Raw genomic sequence first — 13,689 nt, 5'->3', positions numbered from 1 at the left:
GGCTTGTGATTGTCTACGAATACCCTTTCAATGAATTAGTTCGAAGCATGCTTCGACTGGAGTATTTGTTCGCCCGTTACAACCACTTTGTCCGCTCAGACGATCCTGAGTTACATCACAATGCTATCTCCACTCTATTTGATCTTGGCGACATTGGCGCACGTGGTGATATCAAGTCATTGCTCCTGAAAGAATTTGAGCGTCAAAAATATGCACTCAATGGATTGAAGTCATCACAAAAGGTTGATCAAGAGGCGCTTGCCCAAACTCTTTCCGAGATTGATGCTGTTGCAAGTGGGATTAATCAGTCTGCAGGTAGACCTAACTCGGCCATCACTGAAAGTGAATGGTTAAATGCTATTCGCACTAGATTAAATATTCCTGGTGGCACAAGCCCAATTGATTTACCAAGCTATCACGCCTGGAAAAATAGCCCTTCATCTGAACGTCGTGCGTTACTAGAAAAATATATCGCTCCACTCTTGCCATGGCACGAAGCATGTCAGTTATTTTTAAGATTGCTTCGTCAATCAGGTGAAGCTAAAGATGTAGTCGCGCACAATGGATCCTTTCAACAAGCGCCCTCTGGTAAGGTTTACCAATTAATGCGTATCGCTGTTGAGGATGACACTTTATTTTCAGAAATTAGCGCAAATAAGTATCTACTCTCTGTGCGCTTCCTAAAGTCAGAGCGGGATAAAAAAGCACAGTTGGTAAATGCCGATGTGCCATTCAAGCTAACCCTCTGCCAGCTTTAAGATAAAAGGCTTCTAAGCCTTTCGAGCATTGGCCAAGCAGCTGGCAATAAAGGCTCCACACTAGGCTTTTCTGCATTGAGCAATTCCCAAGATAAGGCTTGATTCTCACAGCCCTTGGGCGTCCCTACCCAGTCGCGAATAATGCTCACATGCAAACGAACATAGGCATGTGGATAATCATGTTCCAGCACAGTAAGCTCTTCGCTTGACTGAATATCAATGCCAAGCTCTTCTTGCAGTTCTCGCTTAAGTGCCTCGAAAACGGTTTCCCCTTTTTCGATTTTTCCACCAGGAACTTCCCAGTAACCTGCGTATGGTTTGCCTTCTGGTCGCTGCCCCAAAAGATAGCGCCCTTGTGCATCCAGTAATATTCCAGCGGCAACTTCAGTGACAGGACGTTTAATTTCGCTCATGAATTCAATAACTCAAGCTTTTGAGCCGGCCCAATGCTTAGCAAATTGCCAAGCAACCCTACCTGAGCGTGAGCCGCGCTCCAATGCCCAAACCAAAGCCTCTGAACGCGCTGCTTCAATTTGTGCAGCGCTTAAGCCAAAATGTTGCAGCCAATGTGCCACGATTGATAAATACTCATCTTGCTTAGGCGGATAAAAAGACAGCCAAAGACCAAAACGCTCTGATAAAGAAATCTTTTCTTCTACGACCTCACCAGGATGAATTTCTCCATCATCGTTATGAACATAACTTTCGTTATCTTTCATATACTCAGGCAATAAATGACGACGATTCGAGGTGGCATAGATCAAAATATTGTCGACTTGGGCAGAAACAGAGCCATCTAAGGCTGATTTCATGGCCTTATAGCCAGACTCGCCATCCTCAAATGACAAATCATCACAAAAAATAATGAATCGTTCTGGGCGTTCAGCCAAGATTTCAGTAATGTCTGCCAAATCTGCCAAATGCTCTTTTTCAACCTCAACCAGACGCAAGCCTTGGCTCGCGAACTCATGCAAACTGGCTTTAATCAGGGAAGACTTTCCAGTCCCTCTAGCTCCTGTGAGCAAAATATTGTTGGCTGGTTTTTTCTGAATAAAGTTTTTTGTATTGTCGCGAATGGCATCACGTTGACGGTCGATATTCTGCAGATCCTCAAAGGTGATATCAGATACGTGTTTTACGGGCTGCAAAAATCCAATGCTGCCAAAAATACTATCGCGACGACGCCATCTAAACGCAGTAGAAGATTTCCACTGCTCGTCAGATAAAGGCTTGGGTAAAAAGGTATCAAGATGGTCTAAAAGACGGTCTAATTTTTCATTCATATTTTGAGCGGTCTTTTATGAGCGGTAATCCGCATTAATAGATACATAGTCGTGCGATAAATCACAAGTCCACATGGTTTGTGTTGCATTGCCTCTGCCTAAGTCAATTTTGATTGTGATTTCTGGGGCTTGCATTACCCTTTGACCATCAACCTCTTGGTAATCGGGATTGCGCCCACCATCCTTAGCAACCCAAACATCACCCAACCACATTTGCACACGATTGACATCCAAATCTGCAATGCCTGCATAACCAATGGCTGCCAGGATACGTCCTAGGTTAGGGTCACTCGCAAAGAAAGCTGTTTTTACCAAGGGTGAATGCGCAACTGCCTTAGCAACCATACGGCACTCCTCAGGAGTCTTGCCGCCGACAACATCAATCGTCATAAATTTGGTTGCGCCCTCACCGTCGCGCACAATCATTTGCGCTAGCTTTCTGGCTAAAGCAATTAAGGCCTCGCGGAGTACTCCATAACTAGACTCGTTAATCGATTTAATCTGCACTGCAGATTGCCCCGTCGCCATGATGATGAAAGAGTCATTGGTAGATGTATCGCCATCAATTGTGATGGCATTAAATGAAAGGTCGGCAATCTCACGAGTAAGGCTTGCTAAGAGACCAGGTGCAAACCCAGCATCGGTCGCAATAAACCCAAGCATCGTTGCCATATTTGGGTGGATCATGCCTGCGCCTTTACAGATTCCAGTAATCGTCACCGGTCCTTCGGGCATTTGTATTGTTACCGATGTAGCCTTTGGCTGAGTATCAGTTGTCATGATGGCTTCAGCTGCATCAAGCCAGTTATCTTCTCCTAGGCTTGCTACTGCATTTGGCAAGGCGCTGATAATTTTTTCAATCGGCAGAGGCTCAAGAATCACGCCAGTCGAAAATGGCAGGATTTGCTCTGGATTAATTTTCAGATCCTTTGCTAAAGCCGCACAAGTTTCTAGGGCGTGTTTCATGCCAGATTCACCCGTCCCTGCATTGGCGTTTCCAGTATTCACCACTAGAGCTCGAATTTCACCATTGCGACCCTCTTGAGCTAAATGCTCACGACAGACTTGCACAGGGGCGGCGCAAAAACGATTCAGCGTAAAAACGCCAGCTACCTGGGATCCAGGAGCCAAAGTCATCACCAATAAGTCCTTGCGGTTTACCTTCTTAATGCCGGCTTGGGCGATGCCCATCTCAAAGCCTTTAACGGGCTTGAGTTCGGCTTTTTGGGGGAGGGGTAAGTTAACAGTCATAGTCTGATAATTGTAGATGAGGCTCAAAAATAAAGCGCGCCTTCTGGGCGCGCTTTATTTGGTTAACATCCAGAATGCTATGCCTTGATTGGCAGCTCCCGAATACGCTTACCAGTTGATGCAGCAATTGCATTAACTAGAGCCGGGGCCACTAAGGGCACTCCAACCTCACCCAAACCACCTGGCTTCTCCTGACTTGGCACCAAGTGCACCTCAACAACCGGCACTTGATTTTGTCGCAAGCTAGGGTAGTTATTGAAGTTATTCTGCTGCACTCGGCCATTGACGATCGTGATCTCATTGCTCAGGGCTGCGCTCAAACCATAAATCACACCACCAGTGAGCTGAGCTCTCGCTTGGTCGGGATGCACAGTAATTCCACAATCAGAAACAAAGGTAATTTTTTTAACCGTCGTCTCCTTAGCCAAAGGATCCAATTCAAGTATGCAAGCAGAATAGGTGTCATAACACTCCATCTGCGCAACACCAAAACGCTTGCTGCCAGGAGTGTATCCAGACTTTTTCACCGCCAACTCAAGAACTGCCTTAGCGCGGGGGTGTTTGCTTAAATACGCCATCCGATACGCAACAGGATCTTTACCAGCAGCTTTAGCGGCCTCATCTACAAAACTTTCAATTGCAAATGCATTAAGCGCATTGCTGACTGAGCGCCAATAACCGACTCGAAGTCCAGTGTCTGTAATCACATTGGTGATTTCTAGATTGGGTATTTCGTAAGTAATATTGTTTGAGCCCTCAACCATGAAAGGATCAAAACCATCTTTCACAAAACCTGGAAAGGCTCGCGCCGTGACTGATTGAGAAACCATTTTGGCCTTCAAAGAAGCTAACTGACCATTAGCATCCAAGACACCATCCACTTTATGAATACTCATTGGACGATAGAAGTCATGGGTAATGTCATCCTCTTTAGTCCAAAGCATCTTGACCGGCATTCCAGCGACTTTAGAAACTTCAGCAGCCTGACGAATGAAGTCCAGCTCCAACTTACGGCCAAATCCACCACCCAGGAAGGTTGTCTCAATCGTGACATCTTCTGGTTTAACGCCAGCTGCGGCTGCAGCAACCGCCTGGCCACCTTGCTGGAACTGAATTGGCCCAATAATTCTGCACTTTCCATTGGATACATCTGCAGAGCAGTTCACAGGCTCCATGGTGGAGTGTGCCAAATACGGTAAAAAATATTGGGCACTCAGCGGCTTGCCACTAGCTACGCTAGCATTTGGATTGCCAACCGTTTTTATCACAGCACCTTTTTTAGATAAACCCTCTTCCAATGACTTTCGAACGACAGCATTGTTGAGGTTCGCATTGGGGCCTTCATTCCACGTGATCTTTAAAGCATCCCTACCCTTGCGAGCCGCATAAAAATCTTTTGCCAATACCGCAACACCATCAGAAATCTGCACAACCTTAATAACCCCAGATACTTTCATTGCAGCCAAAGCATCAAAGGAAGTAGGCGTACCCCCAATAACTGGGCACTGCGCTAAAGATGCAATCGCCATGCCCGGAATTTTTACGTCAATTCCATAAACTGCTTTACCCGCAACTTTGCTTGGCGTATCTAAACGACGCATTGTCTCCTTGCCAATCACCATGAAATTCGCAGGTGATTTCAAAGCTGGCTTCTCTGGAAGTGGCAACTTGGCTGCGTCCGCCGCTAATTCACCATAGGTGGCTGACTTACCACTCGAATGCGTTACTTTGCCATTCATTGCTTTACAGTCAGCCGCTGAAACATTCCAACGTTGAGCGGCAGCCTGCACTAGGACGGTACGAGTTGCAGCACCAGCTGTTCTTAACTTATCAAAAGCTTCGCGTACTGAAGTAGAGCCGCCAGTAATCTGACCACCTAACATCGCATTGATATATACAGGAGCCACCCCAGCAATCTCAACCCGAATCATCGAGAGAGGTAAATTTAATTCCTCAGCCAGCAATGCCGGCAAGGAGGTATATACATCTTGGCCCATTTCTGAGCGAGCACAAATTAAAGTAATTTGATTATTCGGGGTAATTTGTACCCAGGCATTTGCTAAAGCAGGTTTGCCGGCATCGCCTGTAGCAGCTTGACTTGTTAGAGGGAGATGCATCCCAATCACTAATGCGCCAGTCAAAGCAGAACTTTGCTGAATAAACTGACGACGACCAAGATTTTTTAAAGAATTATTTTTCATTTTTCTTGATTCCTTATGCCAATTTATCTGCAGCGCGTTTGACTGCTTTTTCGATGCGAGAATACGTTCCGCAACGGCAAATATTGCCACTCATGGCATTTTTAATATCATCACTACTAGGCTGTTTTTTCTTTGCCAATAAATCAGCAGCGGACATCATTTGCCCAGTCTGACAATACCCACACTGAGGTACATCAAACTCAATCCATGCATCTTGAAGCGCTTTTCCAACTTTTGCAGCTAAACCCTCAAGAGTGGTGACTGATTTACCACCTGCAGCAGACGCGGGGGTGGAGCAAGAACGAATTGCGGCACCCTCTAAGTGAACGGTACATGCGCCACATAGTCCTGCGCCACAGCCATACTTTGGACTAGTTACATCTAAATGGTCTCGTAAGACCCAGAGAATTGGTGTTTCAGGATCTCCATCGAAATCAACAGCTTTACCGTTGAGAGTAAAAGACACGGCCATAACGCCCCCTTAGTTAGATTTGAAATTTGGAAGATAAAGCAAATATTTTTGCACTTACAAATCATGACAGATATACAGAATCTGAGGGGATTCTCATGATTAGGGATTCCACCAAGAAAAATGGCTCAGAGTGATCTGAGCCATTTAGCACTATCAAATAGGTAATCGCTCTAAGCCAAAGCGCCGCAGCAATTTTTGTATTTCCTACCGCTACCGCAAATGCAAGGATCATTACGACCTACCTTTGGTCCTGTACGAAGAGGTGCAGGCTGAATATCAATTGCAGCGCCGCGGTCACCAGTTGATCCAGCTACCTCTTTCTCAGGATCAGCATGCTGATACTGAACATCCGAAAGCTTTGCTAAATCATCGTTCATCGACTCCGATGCTTGATCTAATTCATTGGCACTACGAATTTGCACGGTCATGATGCTTTTCACAACATCGTTCTTAATGACATTGAGTAATTCACCGTACAACTCAAATGCTTCACGACGATACTCTTGCTTAGGATCCTTCTGCGCATATCCGCGCAAATGGATACCCTGACGCAGATGATCTAAGGCAGCCAAATGCTCACGCCAATGACTATCTAAGCTATATAAAAGGACTGAGCGCTCAAAGCCAGCAAAAGATTCGCGTCCGGAGAGGTCGACTTTTGCATCATAGGCTTCCTTAGCAGCTTCCAGTACCCGATCAACAATTTCTGCGTCATCTACGGTCTCAGCGCTTTCAATCCAACCTCTCAGATCGATCGTAAGACCCCACTCGCTAGCTAGGGCATTTTCCAGCCCAACTAAATCCCACTGCTCCTCCATAGATTCCAGAGGTATGTACACGGAGCAAACAGAGCGCAGAACATCTTCGCGTAAGTTGGCAATCAAGTCACCAATATCAGCACTTTCAAGCACTTCATTTCTAAGGCGATAAGTTTCTTTGCGCTGATCATTGGCAACGTTGTCATATTCGAGCAATTGCTTACGAATATCAAAGTTACGACCTTCAACTTTGCGTTGTGCAGACTCAATCGAACGGGTTACCATGCCAGCTTCAATCGGCTCGCCATCTGGCATCTTGAGTCGATCCATCACCGCACGCAAACGATCGCCGGCAAAAATACGCAGAAGCGCATCATCCAACGAGAGATAGAAACGGGAAGAGCCTGGGTCACCTTGTCGACCCGAACGCCCTCTTAATTGGTTATCAATACGACGGCTCTCGTGACGCTCTGTACCGATGATATGCAAACCACCAGCCACTAACACTTGGTCATGAATACTTTGCCACTCGTCCTGCAACTGCTTAATCTTGGACGCTTTTTCTGCATCAGAAAGTGCGCTATCAGCCTCAATGAGGGATGACTGCTTACCTACGTTGCCACCCAAAACAATATCGGTACCGCGGCCCGCCATATTGGTAGCAATCGTAATCATTTTAGGACGACCAGCTTGAGCAATGATTTCTGCTTCGCGAGCATGCTGCTTAGCATTTAAGACTTGGTGTGGCAATTTGCGCTTATCTAGCAAGCTCGCAATCAGCTCAGAGTTTTCAATAGAGGTGGTACCCACCAATACTGGCTGACCACGCTCAAAACAATCCTCAATATCTTTAATCACCGCATCGTAACGTTCGCGAGAAGACTTATAGATCTGATCTTGTTTGTCTTTTCTTTGACTAATACGATTTGGGGGAATCACAACTGTTTCTAAGTTGTAGATTTCTTTAAATTCATATGCTTCTGTATCGGCAGTACCAGTCATACCAGCTAACTTGCCATACATACGGAAATAATTTTGGAAGGTGATCGTAGCTAAAGTCTGATTCTCGTTCTGAATCTGCACGCCTTCTTTTGCTTCCACAGCTTGATGCAAGCCATCAGACCAACGACGACCCTGCATTAAACGGCCAGTAAATTCATCCACAATGATGACTTCGCCATTCTGAACAACGTAATGTTGATCGCGGTGGTACAGGCAGTGCGCACGTAATGCTGCATATACGTGGTGCATCAAAGTAATATTTTGTGGCGCATACAGAGAGTCGCCATCATTGAGCGCTCCCAACTGAATCAAGATAGCTTCAGCTTTATCATGCCCTTGTTCGGTTAAATAAACCTGCTGAGATTTCTCATCCACCCAATAGTCGCCCGGCTTTTCAACGCCAGTACCATCAGCCTTCTCTTCGCCAATTTGACGCTCTAAATGAGATGGCAGGGCATTAATCTTGACGTAGAGATCAGTGTGATCTTCTGCCTGTCCAGAGATGATTAATGGTGTACGAGCCTCATCAATCAGAATCGAGTCAACTTCGTCAACGATTGCATAAGCCAAACCACGTTGAACGCGTTGGTTCAAATCCTGAACCATGTTGTCGCGCAAGTAGTCAAAACCAAATTCGTTATTAGTACCGTAAGTTATATCTGCGGCATAAGCCTCTTGCTTGGTAGTGTGATCCATTTGGGATAAATTCACACCAACCTTCATGCCTAAGAAGTTATACAGCGTGGACATCCATTCAGCATCGCGTTGTGCCAAATAATCATTCACAGTTACAACGTGGACACCTTTGCCAGTCAAAGCATTTAAATAGACTGGAAGGGTTGCTGTTAATGTCTTTCCTTCGCCTGTACCCATCTCAGCAATCTTGCCTTGATGTAGGGCCAATCCACCCAGAATCTGCGCATCAAAGTGGCGCATCTTCATCACGCGTGTACTAGCCTCACGCACCACCGCAAAAGCTTCGGCTGCGATATCGTCCAAAGACTCTCCAGCAGCAAGGCGCGACTTGAATTCTGCAGTTTTTGCAGTAAGGGCAGCATCATCCAAAGATTGCAGGCTTGCTTCAAAAGCGCCAACCTTGGCAACGACTTTGCGATACTGTTTTAAGAGGCGGTCGTTACGACTGCCGACCAGGGTTTTAAGAAGACCGATTACCATGGGATATTGAAGAAAATTAAGTCCTTGAGTTTATCACCCGTAACCCCATTTTTTATGAACTTTGCCCCCAAACCATCCCGCAAGCACAAAGCCCATGATTGGATGGATTACCTTAGGGAATCTGATGGCCTAGGGGGAATTTTGGCTAAAACCGAGGATCTGGCCAAACTCAAAACCGTCATTAACTCAGTCTTAACAAAGCTCGAATTGGGGCATCTGAGCTCTAAAATTGAAGCTGGATGGCGCTCTGGCTCACAAGATGAGCTCTTTTTGCTGGTGAATAGCGCCAGCATTGCAACCCGTTTACAGCAAATAATACCCAGTCTTATCAATGAGTTAGCTAAATCTGGAGTACCCTGTAAGACAGTTAAAGTACGAGTAAAGCCTGCTCCACCCGCATGGGAGGTTAAACCCCGTCCAGAGGCTCAACGCGAGAGGCCAAAAGGACTAAATGAGGCTGCTAAAAAGTCATGGGAGTCGCTATTGGAGAGATTGGGGCCAGACTCAGGCTTGCGCGCCTCTATCGAGAAATTACTCAAAAACAAACCAAAGTAGCTAAAAACTACTTTAAAACCCATTAGAAAAATAGGGGTTGGCTTTCCTGGGAATACGCTCCCGGAGCCTTATTTTCAGCAAATGTGCTGATTTCATAAGAACTTGGGTCTTCCAAAAGCTTGCGTAAAAGTGCGTTATTAAGTGCATGTCCTGACTTCTCAGCAACATAAGCCCCAACAATTGGATGTCCAATGAGATAAAGATCTCCAATTGCATCCAAGATTTTATGGCGCACAAATTCATCTTCATAACGAAGTTCTTCGTTATTCAAAATTCGATGCTCATCTAAAACAATCGCGTTATCTAAACTTCCACCACGCGCTAGTCCCATTTCACGCAATGCCTCTACTTCGTGAGCAAATCCAAAAGTACGCGCGCGACCGATTTCACTTCGATAGGCCTGCTCTGCAAAATCCACCACAAACCGTTGACCAGTTTTATCCACTGCCGGGTGCTTGAAGTCAATCGTGAAATCTAATTTAAATCCAAAGAATGGCTCTAAGCGGGCAAGCTTATCGCCCTCGCGAATCTCTACTGGCTTTTTAATAACTACAAATTGACGTGGCGCATCTTGTTCTGCAATACCAGCAGATTCAATTAAAAATAAGAATGAGGCAGCGCTACCATCCATGATGGGGACTTCCTCACCATCAAGCTCAATGAATAAGTTATCAAGACCAAGACCAGCGCAGGCTGAAAGAAGATGCTCCACAGTCGAAACACGCACACCATCTTTTTGAATAACCGAGGCAAGTCTGGTATCGCATACAGCCAAAGCAGTTGCAGGTACTACAGACTGTTCTGGCGTATCCACTCTAACAAACTGAACCCCTGAATTTACTGGCGCAGGCTTAATTGAAATCGTTACCTTACGGCCAGAATGCAAGCCAATCCCCACGGTCTTCACCGGAGTAGCGATAGTGCGTTGCTTCATCATATTTAGATATTCAAATTCAGGGGATATTAGTTATATAAAAGCTTGAATTACAGCTTTTTCAAAATAGAAGCGGCATCACTTACTTCAAACTTGCCTGGAGCTTCGCGATCCAATGACTTCACAACACCGTCTTCGATGATCATTGCGTAACGATCGGAACGGACGCCCAGTCCTCGAGAAATTAAGTCCAACTCCAAACCAAGCTTTTTAGTGAATTCAGAACTGCCGTCACCCAACATACGAATCTTTTTACCAACCTTTTGATCGCGCCCCCATGCACCCATTACAAATGGATCATTCACAGAAACACACCAGATTTCATCAACACCCTTAGCTTTAATCGCATCGTAGTGCTCAACATAGCCAGGTACGTGCTTTGCAGAGCAAGTCGGTGTAAATGCACCAGGCAATGCAAATAACACAATCTTTTTTCCAGCGGCTAGCTTTTCAACTTCAAAAGCATTTGGTCCTAAGGAGCAGCCTTCGCTCTCTTCATTCATAAACTCATAAAGGGTAGCGTTAGGTAATTTTTGTCCAACTTCAATCATGACATCTCCAATAAATAATTGTTAGTAAGCATGCCAACGCAAGCGCGGGATTCGTCGTCCGGAGGGGCGCCGCGCTGGCATTTCGCAATTACCTATTGTATTAAGCAGTCAATTAATCTGCTTGCTTACGTAAAAAGGCTGGGATTTCATAGTAATCAGCCCCTTTATCCAACATGGATTTCGCTTGAGGAGAACTATCCGCACCTAATGTAGGCGCAGGAGTCGCTTCACGAGAGCTACGAAAAACACGCGGTAAATCATATTGACTATAGTCAACGCCAGTACTTGCTGGTTGAGCCGCCACTGCTGGAGCACTTCCAACACCTGTCATTGCTAAACCTGCGCTAGCACTTAAAGCGGAATCTAAACTGACTCTGCTGATTGCTGCTGATGCACTAGCAGGGGCAAAGCTATTGAGATCAGCCATCGTTGGCATTGCATCGTGAGTACCTGTTGCTTGTCTCCAAACAACTTCTGGTTGATTATTTTTACGAGCTTGGGGATTATTCAAGCCAGTAGCAACAACAGTCACACGGAGTGCATCACCTAAGCTCTCGTCATACACGGTACCAAAAATCACAGTTGCATCGTCTGCAGCGTAGCCACGAATCGCAGCCATCACTTCACGAGTCTCAGATAACTTTAATGAACGGCTAGCAGTAATGTTCACCAATACGCCACGAGCGCCTGATAAATCAACACCTTCGAGCAATGGTGAAGCAACTGCAGCTTCAGCGGCCAAACGAGCGCGATCCATACCAGAAACAGTTGCTGTTCCCATCATGGCCTTACCTTGCTCACCCATAACTGTCTTAACGTCTTCAAAGTCAACGTTAATCAAACCCTGAACATTAATAATTTCTGCGATGCCTGAAACAGCGTTATGCAATACATCATCAGCACAAGCAAATGCCTTGTCAAACTCAGCATCCTCACCCATTACTTCAAAGAGTTTTTCGTTGAGCACAACAATTAATGAATCCACATAAGATTCGAGTTCAGCAGCACCATTCTCTGCAACCTTCAAGCGCTTTACGCCCTCAAAATCAAATGGCTTGCTAATTACACCAACAGTTAAGATGCCCATTTCTTTAGCTACTTGAGCCACGATTGGAGCCGCACCAGTTCCAGTACCGCCACCCATACCAGCAGTAATGAACACCATGTGCGCACCTTGCAAGGTATCAGCAATACGAGCACGAGCCTCTTCGGCTGAAGCTGCACCAATTTCTGGTTTGGCTCCTGCACCTAATCCGCTAGAACCCAGTTGCAAATTCACAGATGCCTCAGAACGCTGCAAAGCGCCAGCATCGGTGTTCATGCAAATGAACTCTACGCCATTAACACCGCGACGGATCATGTGCTGGACAGCATTACCACCAGCGCCACCGACTCCAACCACTTTAATAATGGTCTTGCCGGCTGTTTCTTGATCTAACATTTCAAATTCCATATACCCTCCTAGGTAAATACGTACTACGTTGACGACGACGAAAAAAACTTAAAAATTGTTTAAAAATTACCCGCAAACCATTCCTTCATGCGCGAAATAACACCTTGTAGCGCGCCTGATTGAGAAACACGACGGCCGCGCAACAACTGCGCTTGGCCTTCCATCAGCAAACCAATGCTGGTGGCATATCTAGGGCTTCGTAAAACCTCATGTAAATGTCCGCGGTACTCCGGTGTACCAATACGGGCTGGCCGCAAGAAGACTTGCTCAGCCAACTCCACCATGCCAGGCATTAGCGCAGTGCCACCAGTTAAAACAATTCCAGAAGAAACCATGTCTTCATAGCCAGAGTCACGCACTACGCCTCTTACTAAGGTAAATAACTCTTCAACTCGTGGCTCAATGACCGCTGCTAGAGCCTGTTTAGACATAGGTCGTGGCTCACGATCACCAACACCAGGAACATCAATCATCGCAGTTGGATCAGCCATCTCTTGACGAGCGATACCGTGTGCAATTTTCAAATCCTCAGCATCAATCGTTGGCGTGCGCAATGCCATTGCAATGTCGTTGGTAATTTGATCGCCAGCGATTGGAATAACTGCTGTGTGACGAATCGAACCCTGGCAATAAATCGCAATATCAGTTGTACCACCTCCAATATCGACCAATACAACGCCAAGCTCTTTTTCATCTTCAGTTAACACTGCTAAGCTTGAGGCCAAAGGTTGCAATATCAAATCATTTACCTCAAGACCACAACGACGTACACACTTCACGATATTTTGTGCGGCGCTAACGGCTCCAGTAACAATATGTACCTTTACCTCTAAGCGTAGGCCACTCATACCAATTGGTTCGCGTACATCTTCCTGGCCATCAATAATGAATTCTTGAACCAGGATGTGCAGAATCTGTTGATCAGTTGGGATATTGATTGCTTTTGCTGTTTCGAGAACACGCTCAACGTCTCCAGAACCAACTTCTTTGTCACGAATGGCAACCATGCCACTCGAGTTAAAACTCACAATGTGGTTACCCGCGATACCTGTAAATACTTGTACGATCTGGCGATCGGCCATTACCTCGGCTTCTTCAAGCGCCTTCTGAATCGACTGAACGGTTGCCTCAATATTGACTACAACACCCTTCTTTAATCCCTTCGAAGCAGTTTGACCAACACCAACCACGTTGAATTGACCATCAGGAGCTAATTCAGCAACCAAGGCAACTACCTTGGAAGTTCCAATATCTAAACCAACCAAAATATCGCGATTGTCTTTACTCATTACCAT

General features: G+C 45.8%; 12 protein-coding genes. 2 read left to right on the top strand and 10 right to left on the bottom strand.

The features are described 5' to 3' along the window. The first annotated feature begins 5 nt into the window (after positions 1–5). Positions 6–758 carry a cell division protein ZapD gene (gene zapD, locus ICN20_RS05130; RefSeq protein WP_216238494.1) on the top strand — a complete coding sequence of 251 codons (753 nt, stop codon included), beginning with the start codon at positions 6–8 and terminating at the stop codon, positions 756–758. On the opposite strand, the gene ICN20_RS05125 is transcribed toward zapD, so the two are convergent. The 6 genes from ICN20_RS05125 to secA all read right to left on the bottom strand — a co-directional run bounded on the left by ICN20_RS05125 (position 755) and on the right by secA (position 8,901). After that, on the bottom strand, positions 755–1,171 hold the full coding sequence (locus ICN20_RS05125; protein WP_216238492.1) for an NUDIX domain-containing protein: 417 nt from the start codon (positions 1,169–1,171) through the stop codon (positions 755–757). The two genes, zapD and ICN20_RS05125, sit on opposite strands and share 4 nt — an antisense overlap. Positions 1,172–1,183: 12 nt before the next feature. Further along, positions 1,184–2,041 (bottom strand): ATP-binding protein, encoded by an 858-nt coding sequence (locus ICN20_RS05120; protein WP_216238491.1) that lies wholly within the window; start codon positions 2,039–2,041, stop codon positions 1,184–1,186. Between the two features lie 15 nt (positions 2,042–2,056). Then, positions 2,057–3,292 (bottom strand): bifunctional glutamate N-acetyltransferase/amino-acid acetyltransferase ArgJ, encoded by a 1,236-nt coding sequence (gene argJ, locus ICN20_RS05115; RefSeq protein ID WP_216238489.1) that lies wholly within the window; start codon positions 3,290–3,292, stop codon positions 2,057–2,059. 77 nt (positions 3,293–3,369) lie between these two features. Further along, positions 3,370–5,493, bottom strand: a complete 2,124-nt coding sequence (locus tag ICN20_RS05110) for a molybdopterin cofactor-binding domain-containing protein (protein ID WP_216238487.1) — start codon at positions 5,491–5,493, stop codon at positions 3,370–3,372. Between the two features lie 13 nt (positions 5,494–5,506). After that, positions 5,507–5,965, bottom strand: a complete 459-nt coding sequence (locus ICN20_RS05105) for a (2Fe-2S)-binding protein (protein WP_216238484.1) — start codon at positions 5,963–5,965, stop codon at positions 5,507–5,509. 170 nt (positions 5,966–6,135) lie between these two features. Further along, a complete protein-coding gene (gene secA / locus ICN20_RS05100) occupies positions 6,136–8,901 on the bottom strand; it encodes a preprotein translocase subunit SecA (protein WP_216238482.1) in 2,766 nt (921 codons plus the stop codon). Positions 8,902–8,925: 24 nt separating this feature from the next. Between secA and ICN20_RS05095 the strand changes: the two genes are divergently transcribed. After that, positions 8,926–9,456, top strand: a complete 531-nt coding sequence (locus ICN20_RS05095; protein ID WP_255534654.1) for a hypothetical protein — start codon at positions 8,926–8,928, stop codon at positions 9,454–9,456. 22 nt (positions 9,457–9,478) lie between these two features. On the opposite strand, the gene lpxC is transcribed toward ICN20_RS05095, so the two are convergent. The 4 genes from lpxC to ftsA all read right to left on the bottom strand — a co-directional run bounded on the left by lpxC (position 9,479) and on the right by ftsA (position 13,683). Further along, positions 9,479–10,393, bottom strand: a complete 915-nt coding sequence (gene lpxC / locus ICN20_RS05090) for a UDP-3-O-acyl-N-acetylglucosamine deacetylase (protein WP_216238480.1) — start codon at positions 10,391–10,393, stop codon at positions 9,479–9,481. Between the two features lie 47 nt (positions 10,394–10,440). Next, the gene (locus ICN20_RS05085; RefSeq protein WP_216238478.1) at positions 10,441–10,941 is read right to left on the bottom strand and encodes a peroxiredoxin; all 501 of its coding nucleotides are present in this window, start codon (positions 10,939–10,941) and stop codon (positions 10,441–10,443) included. A gap of 112 nt (positions 10,942–11,053) precedes the next feature. After that, positions 11,054–12,394 carry a cell division protein FtsZ gene (ftsZ, locus tag ICN20_RS05080; RefSeq protein WP_216238476.1) on the bottom strand — a complete coding sequence of 447 codons (1,341 nt, stop codon included), beginning with the start codon at positions 12,392–12,394 and terminating at the stop codon, positions 11,054–11,056. Between the two features lie 59 nt (positions 12,395–12,453). Further along, entirely contained in the window at positions 12,454–13,683 is a 1,230-nt protein-coding gene (ftsA, locus tag ICN20_RS05075; RefSeq protein ID WP_215321364.1) for a cell division protein FtsA, read from the bottom strand. Between the last annotated feature and the right edge of the window lie 6 nt (positions 13,684–13,689).

This window comes from Polynucleobacter sp. JS-Polo-80-F4, from assembly GCF_018881965.1.
In the GTDB taxonomy this organism is placed as follows: Bacteria; Pseudomonadota; Gammaproteobacteria; order Burkholderiales; family Burkholderiaceae; genus Polynucleobacter.
The sequence above is the reverse complement of the archived record's forward strand: the minus strand, read 5'-3'. Positions and strand labels throughout refer to the sequence as shown.